This window comes from Veillonella magna DSM 19857, assembly GCF_000428745.1.
In the GTDB taxonomy this organism is placed as follows: domain Bacteria; phylum Bacillota; class Negativicutes; order Veillonellales; family Veillonellaceae; genus Veillonella_A; species Veillonella_A magna.
Map to the genome: position 1 here is coordinate 15,743 of NZ_AUAN01000015.1, position 15,431 is coordinate 31,173.

Consider the following 15,431-nt stretch of genomic DNA (forward strand, 5'->3'; position numbering starts at 1 on the left):
AAGTATCCGTCGCACTGTGTACGAGGGCGTTTGCCATATTAATAGCCGTAACGTGATTGATTGGCTTTCCAATACCACACAGCGACAAAGAAGGTAGCTACCTCGGCAATGACTACGGACCACCATATGCCGTCCATCCCGATAAGCATTGGTAATACCAATACAGATCCGACTTGGAAGATGAGTATGCGACTCATGGAAATCACTGCCGAAATCCGACCGTTGTTAAGTGCCGTAAAGAAAGCCGATGCGAATCCATTTATACCGGCCAAGATAAAGGAAAGACAATAAATCCGGAAAGCCTCCTTAGTCATCTGCCACAAGGCTGCATCATAGCCTACAAAATAATAGGTAAGCCAACCGGCACCGCTATACGCAATAGCGGTCATCACCAAGCTGCCACCGCCAACGAGAACCAAGCTTTTCATCAGTACATTGTGAAGCTCCGATGTATTCCGCGCTCCAAAGTGATAGCTGATAATCGCCGAAGCTCCCATGCCGTAACCAAAATAAATACTTTCAAAGGTTCCGTTCGCATAGAGCATCACACCATAGGCGGCCACACCGTCCGCCCCGATGTAACTCATCAGCTGCAGGTTATACAGAATGCCCAGAATAGAAGCGGAAATACTGGTCAACATTTCCGAAAACCCGTTAGTGGCTGCTCTCATAATAATCGGCCACTCTATAGCCGCCGTCACTAATCGCAAGGCACTGCTGTTGGGCAAATAAAAATATACCAGCGGCAACAGACCGCCCAAGACTTGGCTGAGCACGCTGGCTATGGCTGCTCCGGTAATGCCCCATCCCCATAGAACGATAAACACATAGTCCAACACCAGATTGGTCACTCCGGCAGCGACCGTCATGTATAACCCATATTGCGGCTTTTCTGCCGTTGACCACAATGCTTGCAGCATAACCTGCAACATGAACGGAATTAAACCGAGCAGACAAATCCATCCGTATTCCATGCCGGCTGTAAACAGATCACCATCGGCTTCCATAAAATGTAAAAAGTACGGCAAGATCCATTCGCTGAGCAGCGTCATCACCGCTCCAAAACCAATCACCACATAAAGGAGCATGGAGAAATACCGATTGGCATCATCCCTGCGCCCCTCTCCCATGGTTGTTGCCACAACGGCTGCTCCGCCGGCAGAAAGCATAAAGGCTACCGACGAAGGAATGACAATCGCCGGTGTCAATACATTTACTGCCGCAAAAGCAATCTTTCCCACATAGTTTGAAACAAAGTAACCGTCCACTACATAATAGATAGACATGATAATCATCATCCAAATGGATGGTATGACATACCGAACCAATTTTCCGTATGTAAAATGTTCTGATAACTTAATCGCCATATACACTCCTCACAACTAGCACTTCATTGTATTGCACGGTATAATTCGTTACCGCACCGCAGTCATTATTATACGCTACCCACTTAGTATGCCGTCAATAACTGTAGCTACGCTTTTACCATTCACTCATATAATGATATACTAATAGTACATAGTTCTTGCTTACAAGGAGGGTATATATATATGTTGAAAGAATTTTCTGCTGCACTTTGCGCGGCTGCACTCGTAACGGTAATCACTCCGGTGGCAGCTGCCGATACAGTATCACAGCCGGTGATAACCAACGAGGCTACGGCTACTACGACTACCACTACGCCGGATGCTACGGAAACTACAGTTGCTACGGCTAATGAAACAGCTAACGGCAGTACAACCTCAGCTGCCCAAGATCCGGTAAGTACGCAACGTGTTCTTATCGCCGTACCTAATTCCAATCGTCAATTGGGTCTTGATAAAACGATCCTTACCGATTTTGTAACGCGTACCAAAGCACTCTTCCCCTATCCGGCTTACGGTACACGAGAAACAAATACGGGCCTGTATCCGACACAGGTAACCTTAGCAAAATTAGCTAACGACAACGACGCTGACATCGTTGTTATGCCGGCTATCAAAAATTGGACCTTCCGCACGATTCGTCCTCGTATGGATCGCTATGGCAACGGCGAGCTCTACACCGAAATCAATGCCTCTATTTCTCTTTTTGTGTATGACAAAACTGCCGATCAGCTTTCTGAAATGACGTCATCCTATCACGCTTTGAACCAGAGCCTATCGGCAAAAAGCGAAGGTGAAGTATTGGCGTACCTTATGATGCACTTACAGCGCGCCGAATAAAAAAAAGTCCAAAAGAAAAAGCGATGCTCATATATCGCAAGAGTGCCATTCGCAAGACATGACCTCTAAGATATATGCGCATCGCTTTATTTTTAAGAATGCTCTTCCTTATATACGCAATCCGCCAACGATGTCGCTGATATGTGTCAGCTTCTCCGCTTCTGCGTACTCATTCATTTCTTTGGCAATCCGAGCAATCGCCGTAGGATCCACCATCGTTGCGGTGCCTACCGATACGATATCCGCACCGGCCAGCATAAATTCGACGGCATCCGTCCCCGTCATAATACCGCCCATCCCCATAATCGGAATCGATACGGCCTGCGCTACTTGATGCACTAAACGCAACGCTACCGGTTTTACTGCCGGACCGGATAAGCCACCGTACAAATTACCTAATATCGGTCGGCGTGTACGGACATCGATAGCCATCCCCAGCAATGTATTAATCATGCTAATGCCGTCTGCACCGGCGTCTTCTACCGCTTTCGCAATTTCTACAATGTTCGTTACATTAGGTGACAGCTTCATAATCACCGGCAAATCCGTGTGCGCCTTTACCATACGGCACACTTCGGCGGCACTTTCCGCTTGTACGCCGAAAGCCATGCCACCGTTTTTTACGTTCGGACAGCTGATATTGACTTCAAACCCGGCAATGCCGTCTACGGACAGCGTTTCCGCCATGTAACCATAGCCGTCCACATCAGCTGAAGAAATATTGGCCAAAATCGGTACGTCATACGTTTTAAGTACCGGCAATGTATCCCGTACGAAGGTTTCCGCTCCGGGATTTTCAAGACCGATACAGTTAAGCACGCCCGATGCGGTTTCCGCAATACGCGTCCCTTTATTACCGTGACGCGGTTCCGGTGTCAACCCCTTTACGGAGATGGCCCCTACATCGTGACTAAGGTCGAGATAGCCTGCATATTCTAAGCCAAAACCAAAGGTACCGGATGCAGCTACGATGGGATTTTTCATCGGAATGCCACAAAATTCTACGGCCAGCTTCGGATAGGCTGTACTTGTATTATTCATATCTTTATCCGGTGTTACCATTAGAAGAACACCTCCTCTGCCGGGAAGACCGGCCCGTCCTGACATACCTTATACCGCTTACCGCCGGCACCGTCACAGCCACAGCCGAGACAACCGCCGGTACCGCAGCCCATCCGTTCTTCCAAGGATACTTGGCACGGAATGCCAAGAGTAGCCGCTTCGGCAGCTACCCCTTTCATCATTGGCGTCGGCCCACAGGTCAATACCGCCGAAAAGTCATTGTCTGCTGCCAGGGTCGGCATAAGCGCCGTAGGAAACCCTTTCGTTCCAAGACTTCCGTCATCCGTAGTGATATGCACCTTCACCGGATACGGCTTGAACAAGTCGGCCCAAAAGGATTCGCTCTTACTACGGAAGCCCAGGAGTACCTGCGCTTCTTCGCCGTCCTTTAACTTTGATGCGATGCACAGCATAGGCGCAATCCCTACGCCGCCACCGACTAAAAGCATGTGCCGCGATGTTTCAAAGCGACTTCCCAAGGGTCCGAGGCAATCCAATGTATCATCTTTTTCAAGGCGCGTCATCAATTCCGTACCACGACCGACTACGCGATAGAGAAGAGTTATGGTTCCCTTTTCACTGTCAAAGCCGGCGTAGCTGATGGGACGCCGCAAGAGCGGCGCTGTTCCATCCGTGACGCGCACATTACAGAACTGTCCCACCTGAGCCTCTTTGGCTTGCTTTGGCGCATACAGTTCCATTATCCATACATCGGCACCGATTTGCTCATTTCTGAGAACTCGAGCCGCTTCTACATAACCGCTCATGCTGTATCACTCCATCTCGTAATCCTGTAACGCTTCTACATCAATGGTAACTTCCTTTTTGGCACGACCGACTACAACGCGCAATACTTCACGCGCCGTATCGAGAGAGGTCAAGCAAGGTGTCCCCATTTCTACAGCCAAACGGCGCAATCGGAATCCTTCACGTTCCGGACGTTTGCCGTAGGTCAATGTGTTCACCATAAGGTCTACCTTACCTTGACGAATGAGGTCCGCGCAGGTAGAACCGCCTTGATGAATTTTATTAACCAGTACACAATCGACACCATGGTCTTTGAAGTATTGACCGGTGCCATCCGTTGCCATAATGTGATAGCCCAGCTCCGTAAAGCCTTTGGCGAGCTGCGCGGCTTCTTCTTTATCGCGATCCGCTACGGTAATCAGAATATGACCGGCTTCCGGAATGCGCATGCGCGCTCCATGAATAGCTTTGAAGAGGGCTTCCGAATACGTGCGGCCGATGCCCATAACTTCACCGGTTGATTTCATTTCCGGTCCCAAAGCAATTTCAACGAGCCCCATCTTTGCAAAGGAGAATACCGGTGCCTTTACGGCTACATACGGTTTAGGCGGTACCAAGCCCGTAGGCAAGCCCATGCCCTTCAATGTTTCGCCTAAAGCAATGCGCGTTGCATAGGCAATCATGTTGATGCCCGTTACCTTACTGATAAACGGCACCGTACGACTGGAGCGAGGATTTACTTCGATAACATGCAGTGTATCATTCGCAATAATGTACTGGATATTTACAATCCCTTTCACATTAAGACCGCGAGCAATGCGGCGCGTGTAATCTACAATTTGCTCCGTCATTTCCGGCGATACATGCTGTGCCGGATACACGGCCATAGAGTCACCGGAGTGTACACCGGCTCGTTCGATTTGTTCCATAATCCCCGGGATACATACATCTTCGCCGTCGGAAATAGCGTCTACTTCCACTTCCATACCTACCATGTAACGGTCGATGAGTACCGGGTGATCCTTCGAAGCCACAACGGCTTCTTTCATATATACATCAAGTTCGTCATCGTTGTATACGATTTCCATTGCACGACCGCCGAGGACATAGGACGGACGCACAATCAGCGGATACCCGAGGCGTGCTGCCGCTGCCAACGCTTCTTCATGGGATGTTACCAACGCCCCTACCGGACGAGGAATGCCCAAGGTATTTAAAAGGTCATCAAAGCGTTCACGGTCTTCCGCCATGTCGATGCTGTCCACCGAGGTTCCGAGAATTTTTACACCACGCTGTGCCAGCGGTCCGGCGAGGTTAATAGCCGTTTGACCACCGAACTGTGCAATAACACCTACCGGATTTTCCTTGCGAATGACTTCCATTACATCTTCTACCGTTAACGGTTCAAAGTAAAGGCTGTCCGATGTATCAAAGTCGGTACTTACCGTTTCCGGATTGTTATTGATGATAATGGACTTCATACCGGCTTCGCGCAGCGCCCACGAGGAGTGTACCGAACAGTAATCAAACTCTACGCCCTGTCCGATGCGAATCGGTCCGGAACCGAGAACGATGACGCTCTTATCGCCTTGCGGCACTACTTCGTCTTCCGTAGCGTAGGCACTGTAGTAGTACGGTGTGTGCGCTTCAAATTCAGCAGCACAGGTATCTACGTATTTGTATGTTGGATATATAGCAAGTTCTTCTCTCTTTTTCGTCACTACATCAGTACCTACACCTGCATAGCGCGCAATAACGCCATCCGGCATGCTGTAGCGCTTTGCCAAACGCAGCGTATCTTCCGTAAGGTTTTCACCTTCAGCCGCCAAGCGCTGTTCAACGGTGATGATATTTTTAATCTTATTGATAAAGAAGGTATCAATCTTCGTGATATAAGCAATCTTTTCCACGCTGATACCGCGACGCAGTGCTTCCGCTACCGTATACAGTCGTTCGTCGTCCACCTTGTGAAGGCGTTCAATGAGCTGTTCCATCGATTCGTGCGCCAGCTTCGGCAACGCAATATGGTCAAGACCGATTTCCAGAGAACGAATGGCTTTCAAAAGCGACCCTTCCAAGGTGCGATCGATAGCCATAACTTCGCCGGTAGCCTTCATCTGCGTTCCCAAGGTGCGGTCGGCCATGCTGAATTTTTCAAACGGCCAGCGTGGGAACTTCGTTACTACATAGTCCAAGGACGGTTCGAAGCACGCCTTGGTTTCACCGGTTACGGCATTGGTAATTTCATCTAAGGTCATACCTAACGCAACCTTGGCAGCTACCTTGGCAATCGGATAGCCCGTTGCCTTCGAAGCCAACGCCGACGAACGGGATACGCGCGGATTTACTTCAATAACATAGTAATTGTTGCTGTGCGGATCGAGAGCGTACTGTACATTACAGCCCCCTTCGATTTCTAGGTAACGGATGATGTCGATCGATGCCGTGCGAAGCATCTGGTATTGAATGTCGTTCAAGGTCTGACTCGGTGCCACAACTACCGAGTCCCCGGTATGTACACCTACCGGATCTATATTTTCCATGTTACATACGATGATACAGTTATCCGCACTGTCGCGCATAACTTCGTATTCGATTTCCTTCCAGCCGGCTACGGAGCGTTCTACCAAGATTTGGTGAATCGGGCTCAGTTTAATGCCGCGTAAGGCAATCATGTACATTTCTTCTTCGTTCTGCGCAATACCGCCGCCGGTGCCGCCCAATGTATAGGCCGGACGGATAATAATCGGATAGCCGATGCGGTTCGCAAAGGCCACTGCTTCTTCCACATCGCTGAAGATATCACTTTCCGGTACCGGTTGATTAATGCGCTTCATCGCTTCCTTAAAGAGTTCGCGGTCTTCCGCCTGTTTAATGGCCGCCAGCGTCGTTCCCAACAAGCGTACATTATATTTTTCCAAAACGCCGGCTTCGGACAATTCCACCGCCATGTTAAGACCAACCTGGCCTCCCAGAGTCGCCAAAAGACCGTACGGGCGTTCCTTACGAATGACTTCGGTAACAAATTCCAAACTAATCGGTTCGATATATACGCGTTCCGCAATATCGCTGTCCGTCATGATTGTCGCCGGATTCGAGTTAACCAATACGACTTCATAACCTTCTTCACGTAAGGAGCGACATGCCTGTGTACCGGCATAGTCAAATTCTGCGGCCTGGCCGATAATAATCGGGCCGGAGCCGATAACGAGTACTTTTTTTGCTTCTCTAGTCACTGTTAACCCTTTCTCATTAATTCCTTAAACTGTTCGAATAGATACAGGTTATCCGTCGGTCCGGGAGATGCTTCCGGATGATACTGCACCGACATAATCGGCATCGTATTGTGACGCATACCTTCTACGCTACCATCGTTCACACTGCGATGCGTAATGGTCACATCGGCGCCGTTAAGGCTTTCTTCCGATACGGCATAGCCATGATTTTGAGAGGTAATATAAATGCGTCCCGTCTCTAAATCCTTTACCGGATGGTTCGATCCGCGATGACCGAAGCGCATTTTATACGTATCGCCGCCATAGGCCAGCGCCAATACCTGATGCCCCATGCAAATCCCGAAAATCGGCTTCTTGCCCATTAACTTTTTTACTTCTTCCACGGCATAGTCAAGAGACTTCGGATCCCCCGGTCCATTAGACAGGAAAATCCCGTCCGGATTAGCGGCCAGAACGGTTTCGGCTTTGGTTGCTGCCGGATAAATCGTCAAGCGACAACCGCAGCGTTCCAAGGATTGCAATATATTTTCTTTTACACCAAAATCGTACACAGCTACATGAAAGTCTGCATTGTCAGCGCCGCGATGACCTTCCCAGGTCGTTGTCACCCGCGCTACCTGATCCGTAGGCAGCTCCTGTGCCAAGAGTGCTTCAATACGCGCTTCGTCCGTATCTGCCGGGCAAATTACGCCTTTCATTACGCCATGGTTGCGGATACGGCGCGTAATCGCGCGCGTATCCACATTATATAAACAAGGTACTCCGTAGGCGCGGAGAAACTCTTCAAAACGTCCTTCGTTTTGCCAGTTACTGGGGAAGGTACACAACTCCCCTACAATCATCCCGCGACAGTACGGCTTCGGGGCCTGTACAATATCGCGGAATACACCGTAATTCCCGATAAGAGGATAGGTCAACGTAATAATCTGGTCTGCATAGGACGGATCCGTTACGATTTCCTGATACCCGGTCATGCCTGTATTAAATACTACTTCCCCCAATATAGGAGCGCCGCCTAAAAGCTCCCCTTCAAATACAGCGCCATCTTGTAAAACTAATTTGCCTTTCACCGGGTAACAACTCCCTCCTTCATAACAACATCTCCGTCAACCACGGTCAACTTAGCACGACCGGTTAACGTCATCCCGTCAAACGGGCTTGTTTTTCCTTTCGTATAGAATCGGTTGCGATCAACCGTCCATGCTTCATCGGTACTGAATACCGTAATGTCCGCTGCCTTGCCTACTTCCAATACGCCGCCTTCTACACCGAGCAGCTGTGCCGGACGCGTACTCATGAGAGATACGATTTCGTCCAAGGTCAAAATTCCCGTTTTATATGTGTGGGTAAGCACTGCTGCCAACGAAGTTTCAAGACCGCTGAAGCCATTCGGTGCACAGCAGAATTCCTGATCTTTTTCTTCTTCCGCATGCGGTGCGTGGTCCGTAATAATCGCGTCGATAGTACCGTCCTTCACGCCGGCCAACAATGCCTGACGATGTTCTTCGGAACGAATCGGCGGTGCCATTTTAAACGCCGGATTGTATTCGCGCAAATATTCATCGGTAAAGGCCAAGTGCTGCGCCGTTACTTCGCAGGTTACCTTGATGCCCTTTGCCTTAGCTCTGCGAATTTGATCCACCGTATCCTTCGAGCTTACATGGGCAATGTGAATATGACCGCCCGTCATTTCGGCGAGGAGAAGGTCACGAGCTACGGCCATATCTTCCGCTACTGCCGGACGTCCTTTAACGCCCATTTCATAGGCTACAAAACCTTCGTGCATGTGCCCTTCACAGGTCAATGTCACTTCTTCGGCATGATCGATAACCGGCTTGTTAAACATGCTGGAGTATTCCAAAGCGCGGCGCATAAAAGCAGCGCTTTCTACATAATGTCCGTCATCGGAGAAGCCTACTACACCGGCTTCGGCCATATCGCCCATTTCCGCCAACTCTTTACCTTTAAGGCCTTTACTTACCGCGCCCATAAATTCAACCTTCACTACGCCTGTCAATTCCGCCTGTTTACGAAGACCGCGTACCAAAGCCGCATTGTCTACAACCGGTGTCGTATTTGCCATCGTTGCTACGCGGGTGAATCCACCGGCAGCCGCTGCCTGTGTACCACTGTAAAAATCTTCCTTCGCTTCTTGTCCCGGTTCGCGCAGATGCGTGTGCATATCAATGAGGCCCGGTGCTACTACCAACCCGGTAGCATCATATACGTCAGCACCGTCAGCGCTTAAATTCTGACCGATAGCGGCAATCTTGCCGTCTTTCACCAATACGTCGGCTACTTCATGTTGTTTCTTGGCCGGATTTACTACCGTACCACCCTTAATCAGCAAGTTCACTGCCGTCACCTCCGATAATCGTCAAGTACAATACTGCCATGCGAATCGCAACACCGTTGCGAACCTGTTCCTGAATCACCGATTCATCACCATACGCTACATCCGGTGCAATTTCAAGACCGCGATTCATCGGTCCCGGATGCATAACCATTACGTCATCTTTTGCATATTTCAACACATCGCGGTTGATGCCGAAGATACGTGCATATTCACGATTCGTCGGATATAACGCCGAGTTAATTCGTTCCAACTGAATGCGAAGTACATTGACTACATCGGCACCTTCAAGGGCTTCCTTCAAATCATAATGTACCGTCACACCCATCTTAGCCATTTCCGGATATACCAGCGTGCGCGGACCTACGAGGTGTACATCGGCACCCATGGTCTTAAGGCCGTAAATATTCGACCGTGCTACACGACTGTGCATGATGTCGCCGGCAATGACTACTTTAAGACCTTCCAAGGATTCTTTCTTTTCTAATATGGAGTACATATCGAGCAGTGCCTGTGTCGGATGTTCATGCGCTCCGTCACCGGCGTTGATGATAATCGGGTCTACACATTTTGTAGCATACAGCGGTGCTCCTTCCGCACTGTGTCGCATAACGATAGCATCGGTGCCCATATACGACATCGTAAGCAATGTGTCACGGAAGCTTTCCCCTTTTACCATGGAGCTGCCGCTCTTGGAGATGTTGATTACATCGGCCCCCAAGTACTTGCCGGCCAACTCGAAAGAACTACGCGTTCTCGTACTCGGTTCCATGAATAAATTAATAATCGACTTGCCTTTTAACAACGGATGCTTCTTATTGTCCGACAGCACGATTTTCTTCATCTTCTTCGCCACGCGTAAGATTAATTCAATCTCTTCCTTAGTGGCATGCTGCAGACCTAACAAATGCTTGCCCTTCAAACTTACCTGTCCCATTTCTGTCCTCCTTGATGAGTTTCATGGCCCTGTAGCAAAAAAGACCCCTTGCTTTGAGGCAAGAGGTCTTATAGTAGACGTAAAGGTGCATCCATATATACGGATAGCCTAACTATTGTTCCCTTACTAGCCTCACAGGACTAACTTAAAAGGTATTTCTCATGAAACGAACGGTCTCTCGTACCGCTTCTGCTGTTTCTTGTTATATTGTACTCTCTGCGAGGGAGTGTGTCAATATTATTATAAACAAAGCCTTGCAACTCGTTAGAGCTACAAGGCCTTGTTATAATTATATTTCCTATGGTGCGCCTAGCAGGATTCGAACCTGCGCACCCGGTTCCGGAGACCGGTGCTCTATCCCCTGAGCTATAGGCGCATATCTGCCTTAAAAGTATACCAAGGAACGAGGTACTATGTCAAATGACGTCATCACACATACAGAAAACGGGAGAAGGGTTAAAAAGAAAAATTCTGGAAAGAATATGTATCTTGCTTATATTGTGAGAAGCATTATATACTAAATGAAGAAATAGAAAATCATGCATATTAACTTGTGAGATCATTTTTAAGATAGGCGGTGAAACTGTTAAGTAATGGGGAGGATAGAGATTATGGATGTTTGCTCAGAGTCGGCATGTATGATTGCTAGTGTATGAATAACTGTGTAAGAGATGATGAAAACAATGAAAAAATATGTTCGCATTCTATTAGTAGCAATGATGTCCCTCATGGTATTAGCTCTCGCCGGTTGTGGAGAGGAAGATAAGTACAATCAAGCTAAGGCAGAAGTTCTAACTATGGTAGAACAGGTTAAGACTGTAAATGATAGGAAAGATAGTCCATTTTTTAGTAATGATGGGGATAAGAACAAGGCACTACTTAGAGAACATGGACAGGAACGAATTGATATTTTAAAGGGAGAACTTCAGAACAGAACAGATTTATATAATAAAATTGATGAGAAATTAAAAGATATGGTGGGGTATGCAAAAGGAAATGGTAAATTAGAAGCAGATTTAGCCGAACTAAAGAAGAAAATTGAATCAGACAAAGCAGGATGGATTAGATTATCAAAAGAACAAATTGCGGCAGAAGAAATGGCTGTCAGAATGGCAAAAAGAAATTTAGAGTGGCATGGTTAATTTAAGTTATTCGCTCATATGGGCATAGCCACGCTGGTTCACTAATTTAACCCATGGATCATCGCCCCAGCCAATACTCTTTTCGTTAATGATTTTCTTACGGCTTCCGTTTCTGCTTTTGCACTAGCTTCGGCTTGCTTCTTATCGTTAATCTTTTCCTGAATTTCTGCTTGATGTTTCATAACTTCATATTGTCCCTGAAGAGCCTATAAGTAGCTGTTCGCAGCCTCCATATGGGATTTTAGATATTGAAACTCCGGAACCGGGTGCGGTAGTTCGAATCCGCTAATACAAGATAGACCATATACAGCAATAGATCCCAATATTATGAAATATGCAAACTTTATGATTCTTTTACATTCCGAGTCTAATGATCTTGTTCAATTTTTCTATACACATTTTAAAGAACTACCTGAACAACCAATTGAAAGACTCTTTGGATATGAATTTTGGAATCAACCACCTAAAAATACGCCTTCCTATGATGGATTTACCTTACTTTATAAGATTTTTTCGGCAACTAAACAAGAAGCTTGGCTCCGCTCTCCACTTGCACAGCCAGTCAATGATGCTAATATCTTAGCTTTATTATTACCAGAAAATAATCATATAATCCGTCTTTTTATACGACCAGAAAAATACGGATGTAAATTACATGCAACATATTCTTCTGACTTAGAAAACCTTATAGCAAGTTGGTTAGAAGAAGATCCTGCCCAAAGAATAGCTAAAGCCCAACAATATTGTTTATCAATTATGAAAGAGGAAACTGCTAATGAAGATTTTATAGATAACAATTGTACAAACACAGATGATTATGATGAAAAATATAATCTTAAACATTTCTTAGAAAAACGTGGTGCAAAGATAACTATCGATTAGTAATGATGTGTTTAAAAGGATATAAAAATAAAGATGCTTACACTAAAAGAACAAAAAAAAGCCGCTAAAATCTTTGCCGAAAAATGGGCTGGGATTGGCGACGAAAAACAAGATTCTCAACGATTTTGGATTGAACTATTACAAACTGTATATGGAATAGAAAATCCAGCTGATTTTATTCGATTTGAACAACGAGTAATGCTTGAAAATATTAGCTACATTGATGCTATGATTCCTGCTACTCATACTATGATTGAGCAAAAAAGTCTTGGAAAAAGTCTTACAGCTCCTATTCGTCAATCAGATGGATCACAATTAACACCATTAGAACAAGCTAAACGCTATTCTGCTAACTTACCATATAGTGATCGGCCACGCTGGATTATCGGTTGTAATTTTGCTGAATTCCAAATTCTTGATATGGATAATCCCAATGCGACTCCAGAAATTATTTACTTAAAAGATCTCGAAACCGACTTTTATCGTCTTAATTTCATAGTTAATACCAAAGACACTCATATCGAAAAAGAAATGGAAGTTTCAAGAAGTGCAGGTGAACTAGTCGGTAAAATTTACGATGTACTTCTTACCCAATATAAGCTTAATGAAAAACTTTCTGAAGATTATATTCTTCAAAATATCAATAAACTTTGCGTACGTTTGGTTTTCTGCCTTTATGCAGAAGATGCTGGTTTATTTGGTAGTCGTTCTCTATTCCATGATTATTTACAAGAATATAAATCACAACAATTCCGTAAAGCACTTTTAGAATTATTCCGTATACTTGATACTCCAGTTTCTGATCGTGATCCCTTTGAAGAAGAAAACCTTCTTGCCTTCCCTTATGTAAATGGTAATTTATTCAGTGAATCTATTGAAATCCCACCATTTAGTGAAGAAGCTGTTCAAATGTTACTTGATGAAGCTTGTGCATTTGACTGGAGTGAAATCTCCCCAACTATCTTTGGTGGTATTTTCGAAAGCACTTTAAATCCTGATACGCGCCGCCATGGTGGAATGCATTATACGAGTATTGAAAACATTCATAAAGTTATCGACCCTCTCTTTTTAGATGAATATAAAGAAAAGTTCAAACTTGCCATGAAGGAAAAAGTATCTAAAAAAAGAACTGAAAAACTAAAAACTTTACAAACTGAACTATCTTCTTTAACTTTTTTAGACCCTGCTGCAGGTTCTGGAAACTTTTTAACAGAAACATATTTATCTCTACGAAGGCTAGAAAATGACATTTTGCGTGAAACGATAACTGATAAATCTGGAACAGGTATACTAGGTTTTGAGGAAGACGAATTAAATCCAATCAAAGTAAGTATTCAACAATTTTATGGTATTGAAATCAATGACTTTGCTGTAGCTGTAGCTCGAACAGCTATGTGGATTGCTGAAGCGCAAATGTTTGCACAAACAGAAGGAATTATTAATAGAGAAATGGATTTTTTACCACTCCATAATTTTGCAAATATTCACGAAGGTGATGCACTCACATATGATTGGAGTAAAATAATTGTTCCAGAAAATCTTTCTTATATTATGGGAAACCCCCCGTTTGGAGGGAAAAAGGAACAATCCGAAAAACAAAAAAAAGAACTTATTGCTACTTTTAATAATGCAAAAGGGGCCGGTAATCTAGACTATGTGACAGCATGGTATATGAAAGCAGCCCTATATATTCAAGGGACTCATATAAAAGGGGCTTTTGTCTCAACAAATAGTATCGTTCAAGGAGAGCAAGCACCTGTTCTATGGGAAAATCTAAGCCCATTAATTTATCCGATTTTTGCTTATCATTCGTTTAAATGGGATAGCGATGCAAAAGCTAAAGCTGCAGTACATTGTGTAATTATAGGATTTACAGCTATTAACAACTCTGTAGAACATAAATTAATTTTCAATGGAAATGCAATAAAAGAAGTACAGAACATTAGTCCATATCTTAATGATCTTCCAATGTTTTTCATAAAAAGTAGAACAAAGACAATTTCAAATGCTCCTCAAATTTTTTATGGCAATATGCCTATAGATGATAAACACTTCACTTTAACAAAAGATGATGTAAATGATTTACTCAATGAAAATCCTAACAATACTAACTTTATAAAAAAATATATCGGAGGGGCCGAACTAATCCGAAATACTTCAAAATGGTGCCTTTGGTTAAAAGATGCAAAGCCTTCTGACTTAAAAAATTCAAAACTAATCATGGAAAGAGTTAACCTAGTTCGAGCCTTTAGAGAAAGTAGCAAAAGGCCTCAAACAAAAAAACTTGCCGATACACCTTGGCTATTTGGAGAAATTCGCCAACCAGATAAAGATATGTTAGTCATTCCCAAAGTATCCTCTCAAAGCAGAAGATACATACCAATGGCTTTTATTCCATCTGACATAATTGTAAGTGGCAGCGCTTTAATCATTCCAGATGCAACACTATTTGATTTCGGTATTTTAACATCGAATGTACATAACGCTTGGATGAGAGCTGTTGCGGGGCGTATGAAAAGTGATTACCAATATTCTGGTAACATCGTTTATAACAACTTTCCTTGGCCTACGCCTACAAAAACTCAACAAGCAGAAATAGAAAAAACAGCCCAAGCTATTCTCAATGCTCGTGCAAAATATCCAACAGAATCTTTAGCCACATTGTATGATGATAATATAATGCCTATTGACTTATTGAATGCCCATAGAAATAATAATCGAGCTGTAATGAAAGCCTATGGTTTTGATACAAATATTTCTGAGTATGATTGTGTTGTTAATCTTATTTCTCGTTATACAAAACTTATCAATACCTAAAAAGCATAATAAAAATTCATATAAAAAGGCTTAGTTGTGAAATAAAAACCA

At 44.8% G+C, this 15,431-nt stretch carries 12 protein-coding genes and 1 tRNA gene; 4 read left to right on the top strand and 9 right to left on the bottom strand.

The window, feature by feature from the left end:
• Window positions 1-38: 38 nt before the first annotated feature.
• Window positions 39-1,367: an MATE family efflux transporter gene (locus G344_RS0105975; protein WP_028255410.1), complete on the bottom strand. Its 1,329-nt coding sequence runs from the start codon at window positions 1,365-1,367 to the stop codon at window positions 39-41.
• A gap of 183 nt (window positions 1,368-1,550) precedes the next feature.
• Here G344_RS0105975 and G344_RS0105980 point away from each other — a divergent pair, with 183 nt between their 5' ends.
• Window positions 1,551-2,204: a hypothetical protein gene (locus G344_RS0105980; protein WP_028255411.1), complete on the top strand. Its 654-nt coding sequence runs from the start codon at window positions 1,551-1,553 to the stop codon at window positions 2,202-2,204.
• A gap of 108 nt (window positions 2,205-2,312) precedes the next feature.
• On the opposite strand, the gene G344_RS0105985 is transcribed toward G344_RS0105980, so the two are convergent.
• From G344_RS0105985 to G344_RS0106015, 7 genes are all read right to left on the bottom strand, one after another.
• Window positions 2,313-3,266 (bottom strand): dihydroorotate dehydrogenase, encoded by a 954-nt coding sequence (locus G344_RS0105985; RefSeq protein WP_051245807.1) that lies wholly within the window; start codon window positions 3,264-3,266, stop codon window positions 2,313-2,315.
• The gene (locus G344_RS0105990) at window positions 3,266-4,033 is read right to left on the bottom strand and encodes a dihydroorotate dehydrogenase electron transfer subunit (RefSeq protein ID WP_028255413.1); all 768 of its coding nucleotides are present in this window, start codon (window positions 4,031-4,033) and stop codon (window positions 3,266-3,268) included. The genes G344_RS0105985 and G344_RS0105990 overlap by 1 nt, the downstream gene beginning before the upstream one ends.
• Before the next feature lie 6 nt (window positions 4,034-4,039).
• Window positions 4,040-7,249 carry a carbamoyl-phosphate synthase large subunit gene (gene carB / locus G344_RS0105995; protein WP_028255414.1) on the bottom strand — a complete coding sequence of 1,070 codons (3,210 nt, stop codon included), beginning with the start codon at window positions 7,247-7,249 and terminating at the stop codon, window positions 4,040-4,042.
• 2 nt (window positions 7,250-7,251) lie between these two features.
• Window positions 7,252-8,319: a glutamine-hydrolyzing carbamoyl-phosphate synthase small subunit gene (gene carA, locus G344_RS0106000; RefSeq protein ID WP_028255415.1), complete on the bottom strand. Its 1,068-nt coding sequence runs from the start codon at window positions 8,317-8,319 to the stop codon at window positions 7,252-7,254.
• The gene (locus G344_RS0106005) at window positions 8,316-9,605 is read right to left on the bottom strand and encodes a dihydroorotase (RefSeq protein ID WP_028255416.1); all 1,290 of its coding nucleotides are present in this window, start codon (window positions 9,603-9,605) and stop codon (window positions 8,316-8,318) included. The genes carA and G344_RS0106005 overlap by 4 nt, the downstream gene beginning before the upstream one ends.
• Window positions 9,589-10,539 (bottom strand): aspartate carbamoyltransferase catalytic subunit, encoded by a 951-nt coding sequence (locus G344_RS0106010; protein ID WP_028255417.1) that lies wholly within the window; start codon window positions 10,537-10,539, stop codon window positions 9,589-9,591. Before G344_RS0106010 ends, G344_RS0106005 begins: the two co-directional genes overlap by 17 nt.
• Window positions 10,540-10,840: 301 nt before the next feature.
• Window positions 10,841-10,915: transfer RNA gene (locus G344_RS0106015), tRNA-Arg, on the bottom strand.
• Between the two features lie 307 nt (window positions 10,916-11,222).
• On the opposite strand from G344_RS0106015, the gene G344_RS0106020 reads away from it, so the two are divergent.
• Window positions 11,223-11,681, top strand: a complete 459-nt coding sequence (locus G344_RS0106020; RefSeq protein ID WP_028255418.1) for a hypothetical protein — start codon at window positions 11,223-11,225, stop codon at window positions 11,679-11,681.
• 41 nt (window positions 11,682-11,722) lie between these two features.
• On the opposite strand, the gene G344_RS11935 is transcribed toward G344_RS0106020, so the two are convergent.
• The gene (locus G344_RS11935) at window positions 11,723-11,863 is read right to left on the bottom strand and encodes a hypothetical protein (RefSeq protein ID WP_156886159.1); all 141 of its coding nucleotides are present in this window, start codon (window positions 11,861-11,863) and stop codon (window positions 11,723-11,725) included.
• A 145-nt stretch (window positions 11,864-12,008) separates the two neighbouring features.
• Here G344_RS11935 and G344_RS0106030 point away from each other — a divergent pair, with 145 nt between their 5' ends.
• Window positions 12,009-12,563: a hypothetical protein gene (locus G344_RS0106030; protein WP_028255419.1), complete on the top strand. Its 555-nt coding sequence runs from the start codon at window positions 12,009-12,011 to the stop codon at window positions 12,561-12,563.
• A 33-nt stretch (window positions 12,564-12,596) separates the two neighbouring features.
• The gene (locus G344_RS0106035) at window positions 12,597-15,380 is read left to right on the top strand and encodes a DNA methyltransferase (protein WP_028255420.1); all 2,784 of its coding nucleotides are present in this window, start codon (window positions 12,597-12,599) and stop codon (window positions 15,378-15,380) included.
• Window positions 15,381-15,431: the final 51 nt, after the last annotated feature.

Bases quoted from the DNA above. Each gene is read 5' to 3' on its own strand.
- G344_RS0105990 (WP_028255413.1), bottom strand. From the start codon at position 4,033: ATGAGCGGTTATGTAGAAGCGGCTCGAGTTCTCAGAAATGAGCAAATC.
- G344_RS0105975 (WP_028255410.1), bottom strand. From the start codon at position 1,367: ATGGCGATTAAGTTATCAGAACATTTTACATACGGAAAATTGGTTCGG.
- G344_RS0106010 (WP_028255417.1), bottom strand. From the start codon at position 10,539: ATGGGACAGGTAAGTTTGAAGGGCAAGCATTTGTTAGGTCTGCAGCAT.
- G344_RS0106020 (WP_028255418.1), top strand. From the start codon at position 11,223: ATGAAAAAATATGTTCGCATTCTATTAGTAGCAATGATGTCCCTCATG.
- G344_RS0105980 (WP_028255411.1), top strand. From the start codon at position 1,551: ATGTTGAAAGAATTTTCTGCTGCACTTTGCGCGGCTGCACTCGTAACG.
- G344_RS11935 (WP_156886159.1), bottom strand. From the start codon at position 11,863: ATGAAACATCAAGCAGAAATTCAGGAAAAGATTAACGATAAGAAGCAA.
- G344_RS0106035 (WP_028255420.1), top strand. From the start codon at position 12,597: ATGCTTACACTAAAAGAACAAAAAAAAGCCGCTAAAATCTTTGCCGAA.
- G344_RS0105985 (WP_051245807.1), bottom strand. From the start codon at position 3,266: ATGGTAACACCGGATAAAGATATGAATAATACAAGTACAGCCTATCCG.
- G344_RS0106030 (WP_028255419.1), top strand. From the start codon at position 12,009: ATGAAATATGCAAACTTTATGATTCTTTTACATTCCGAGTCTAATGAT.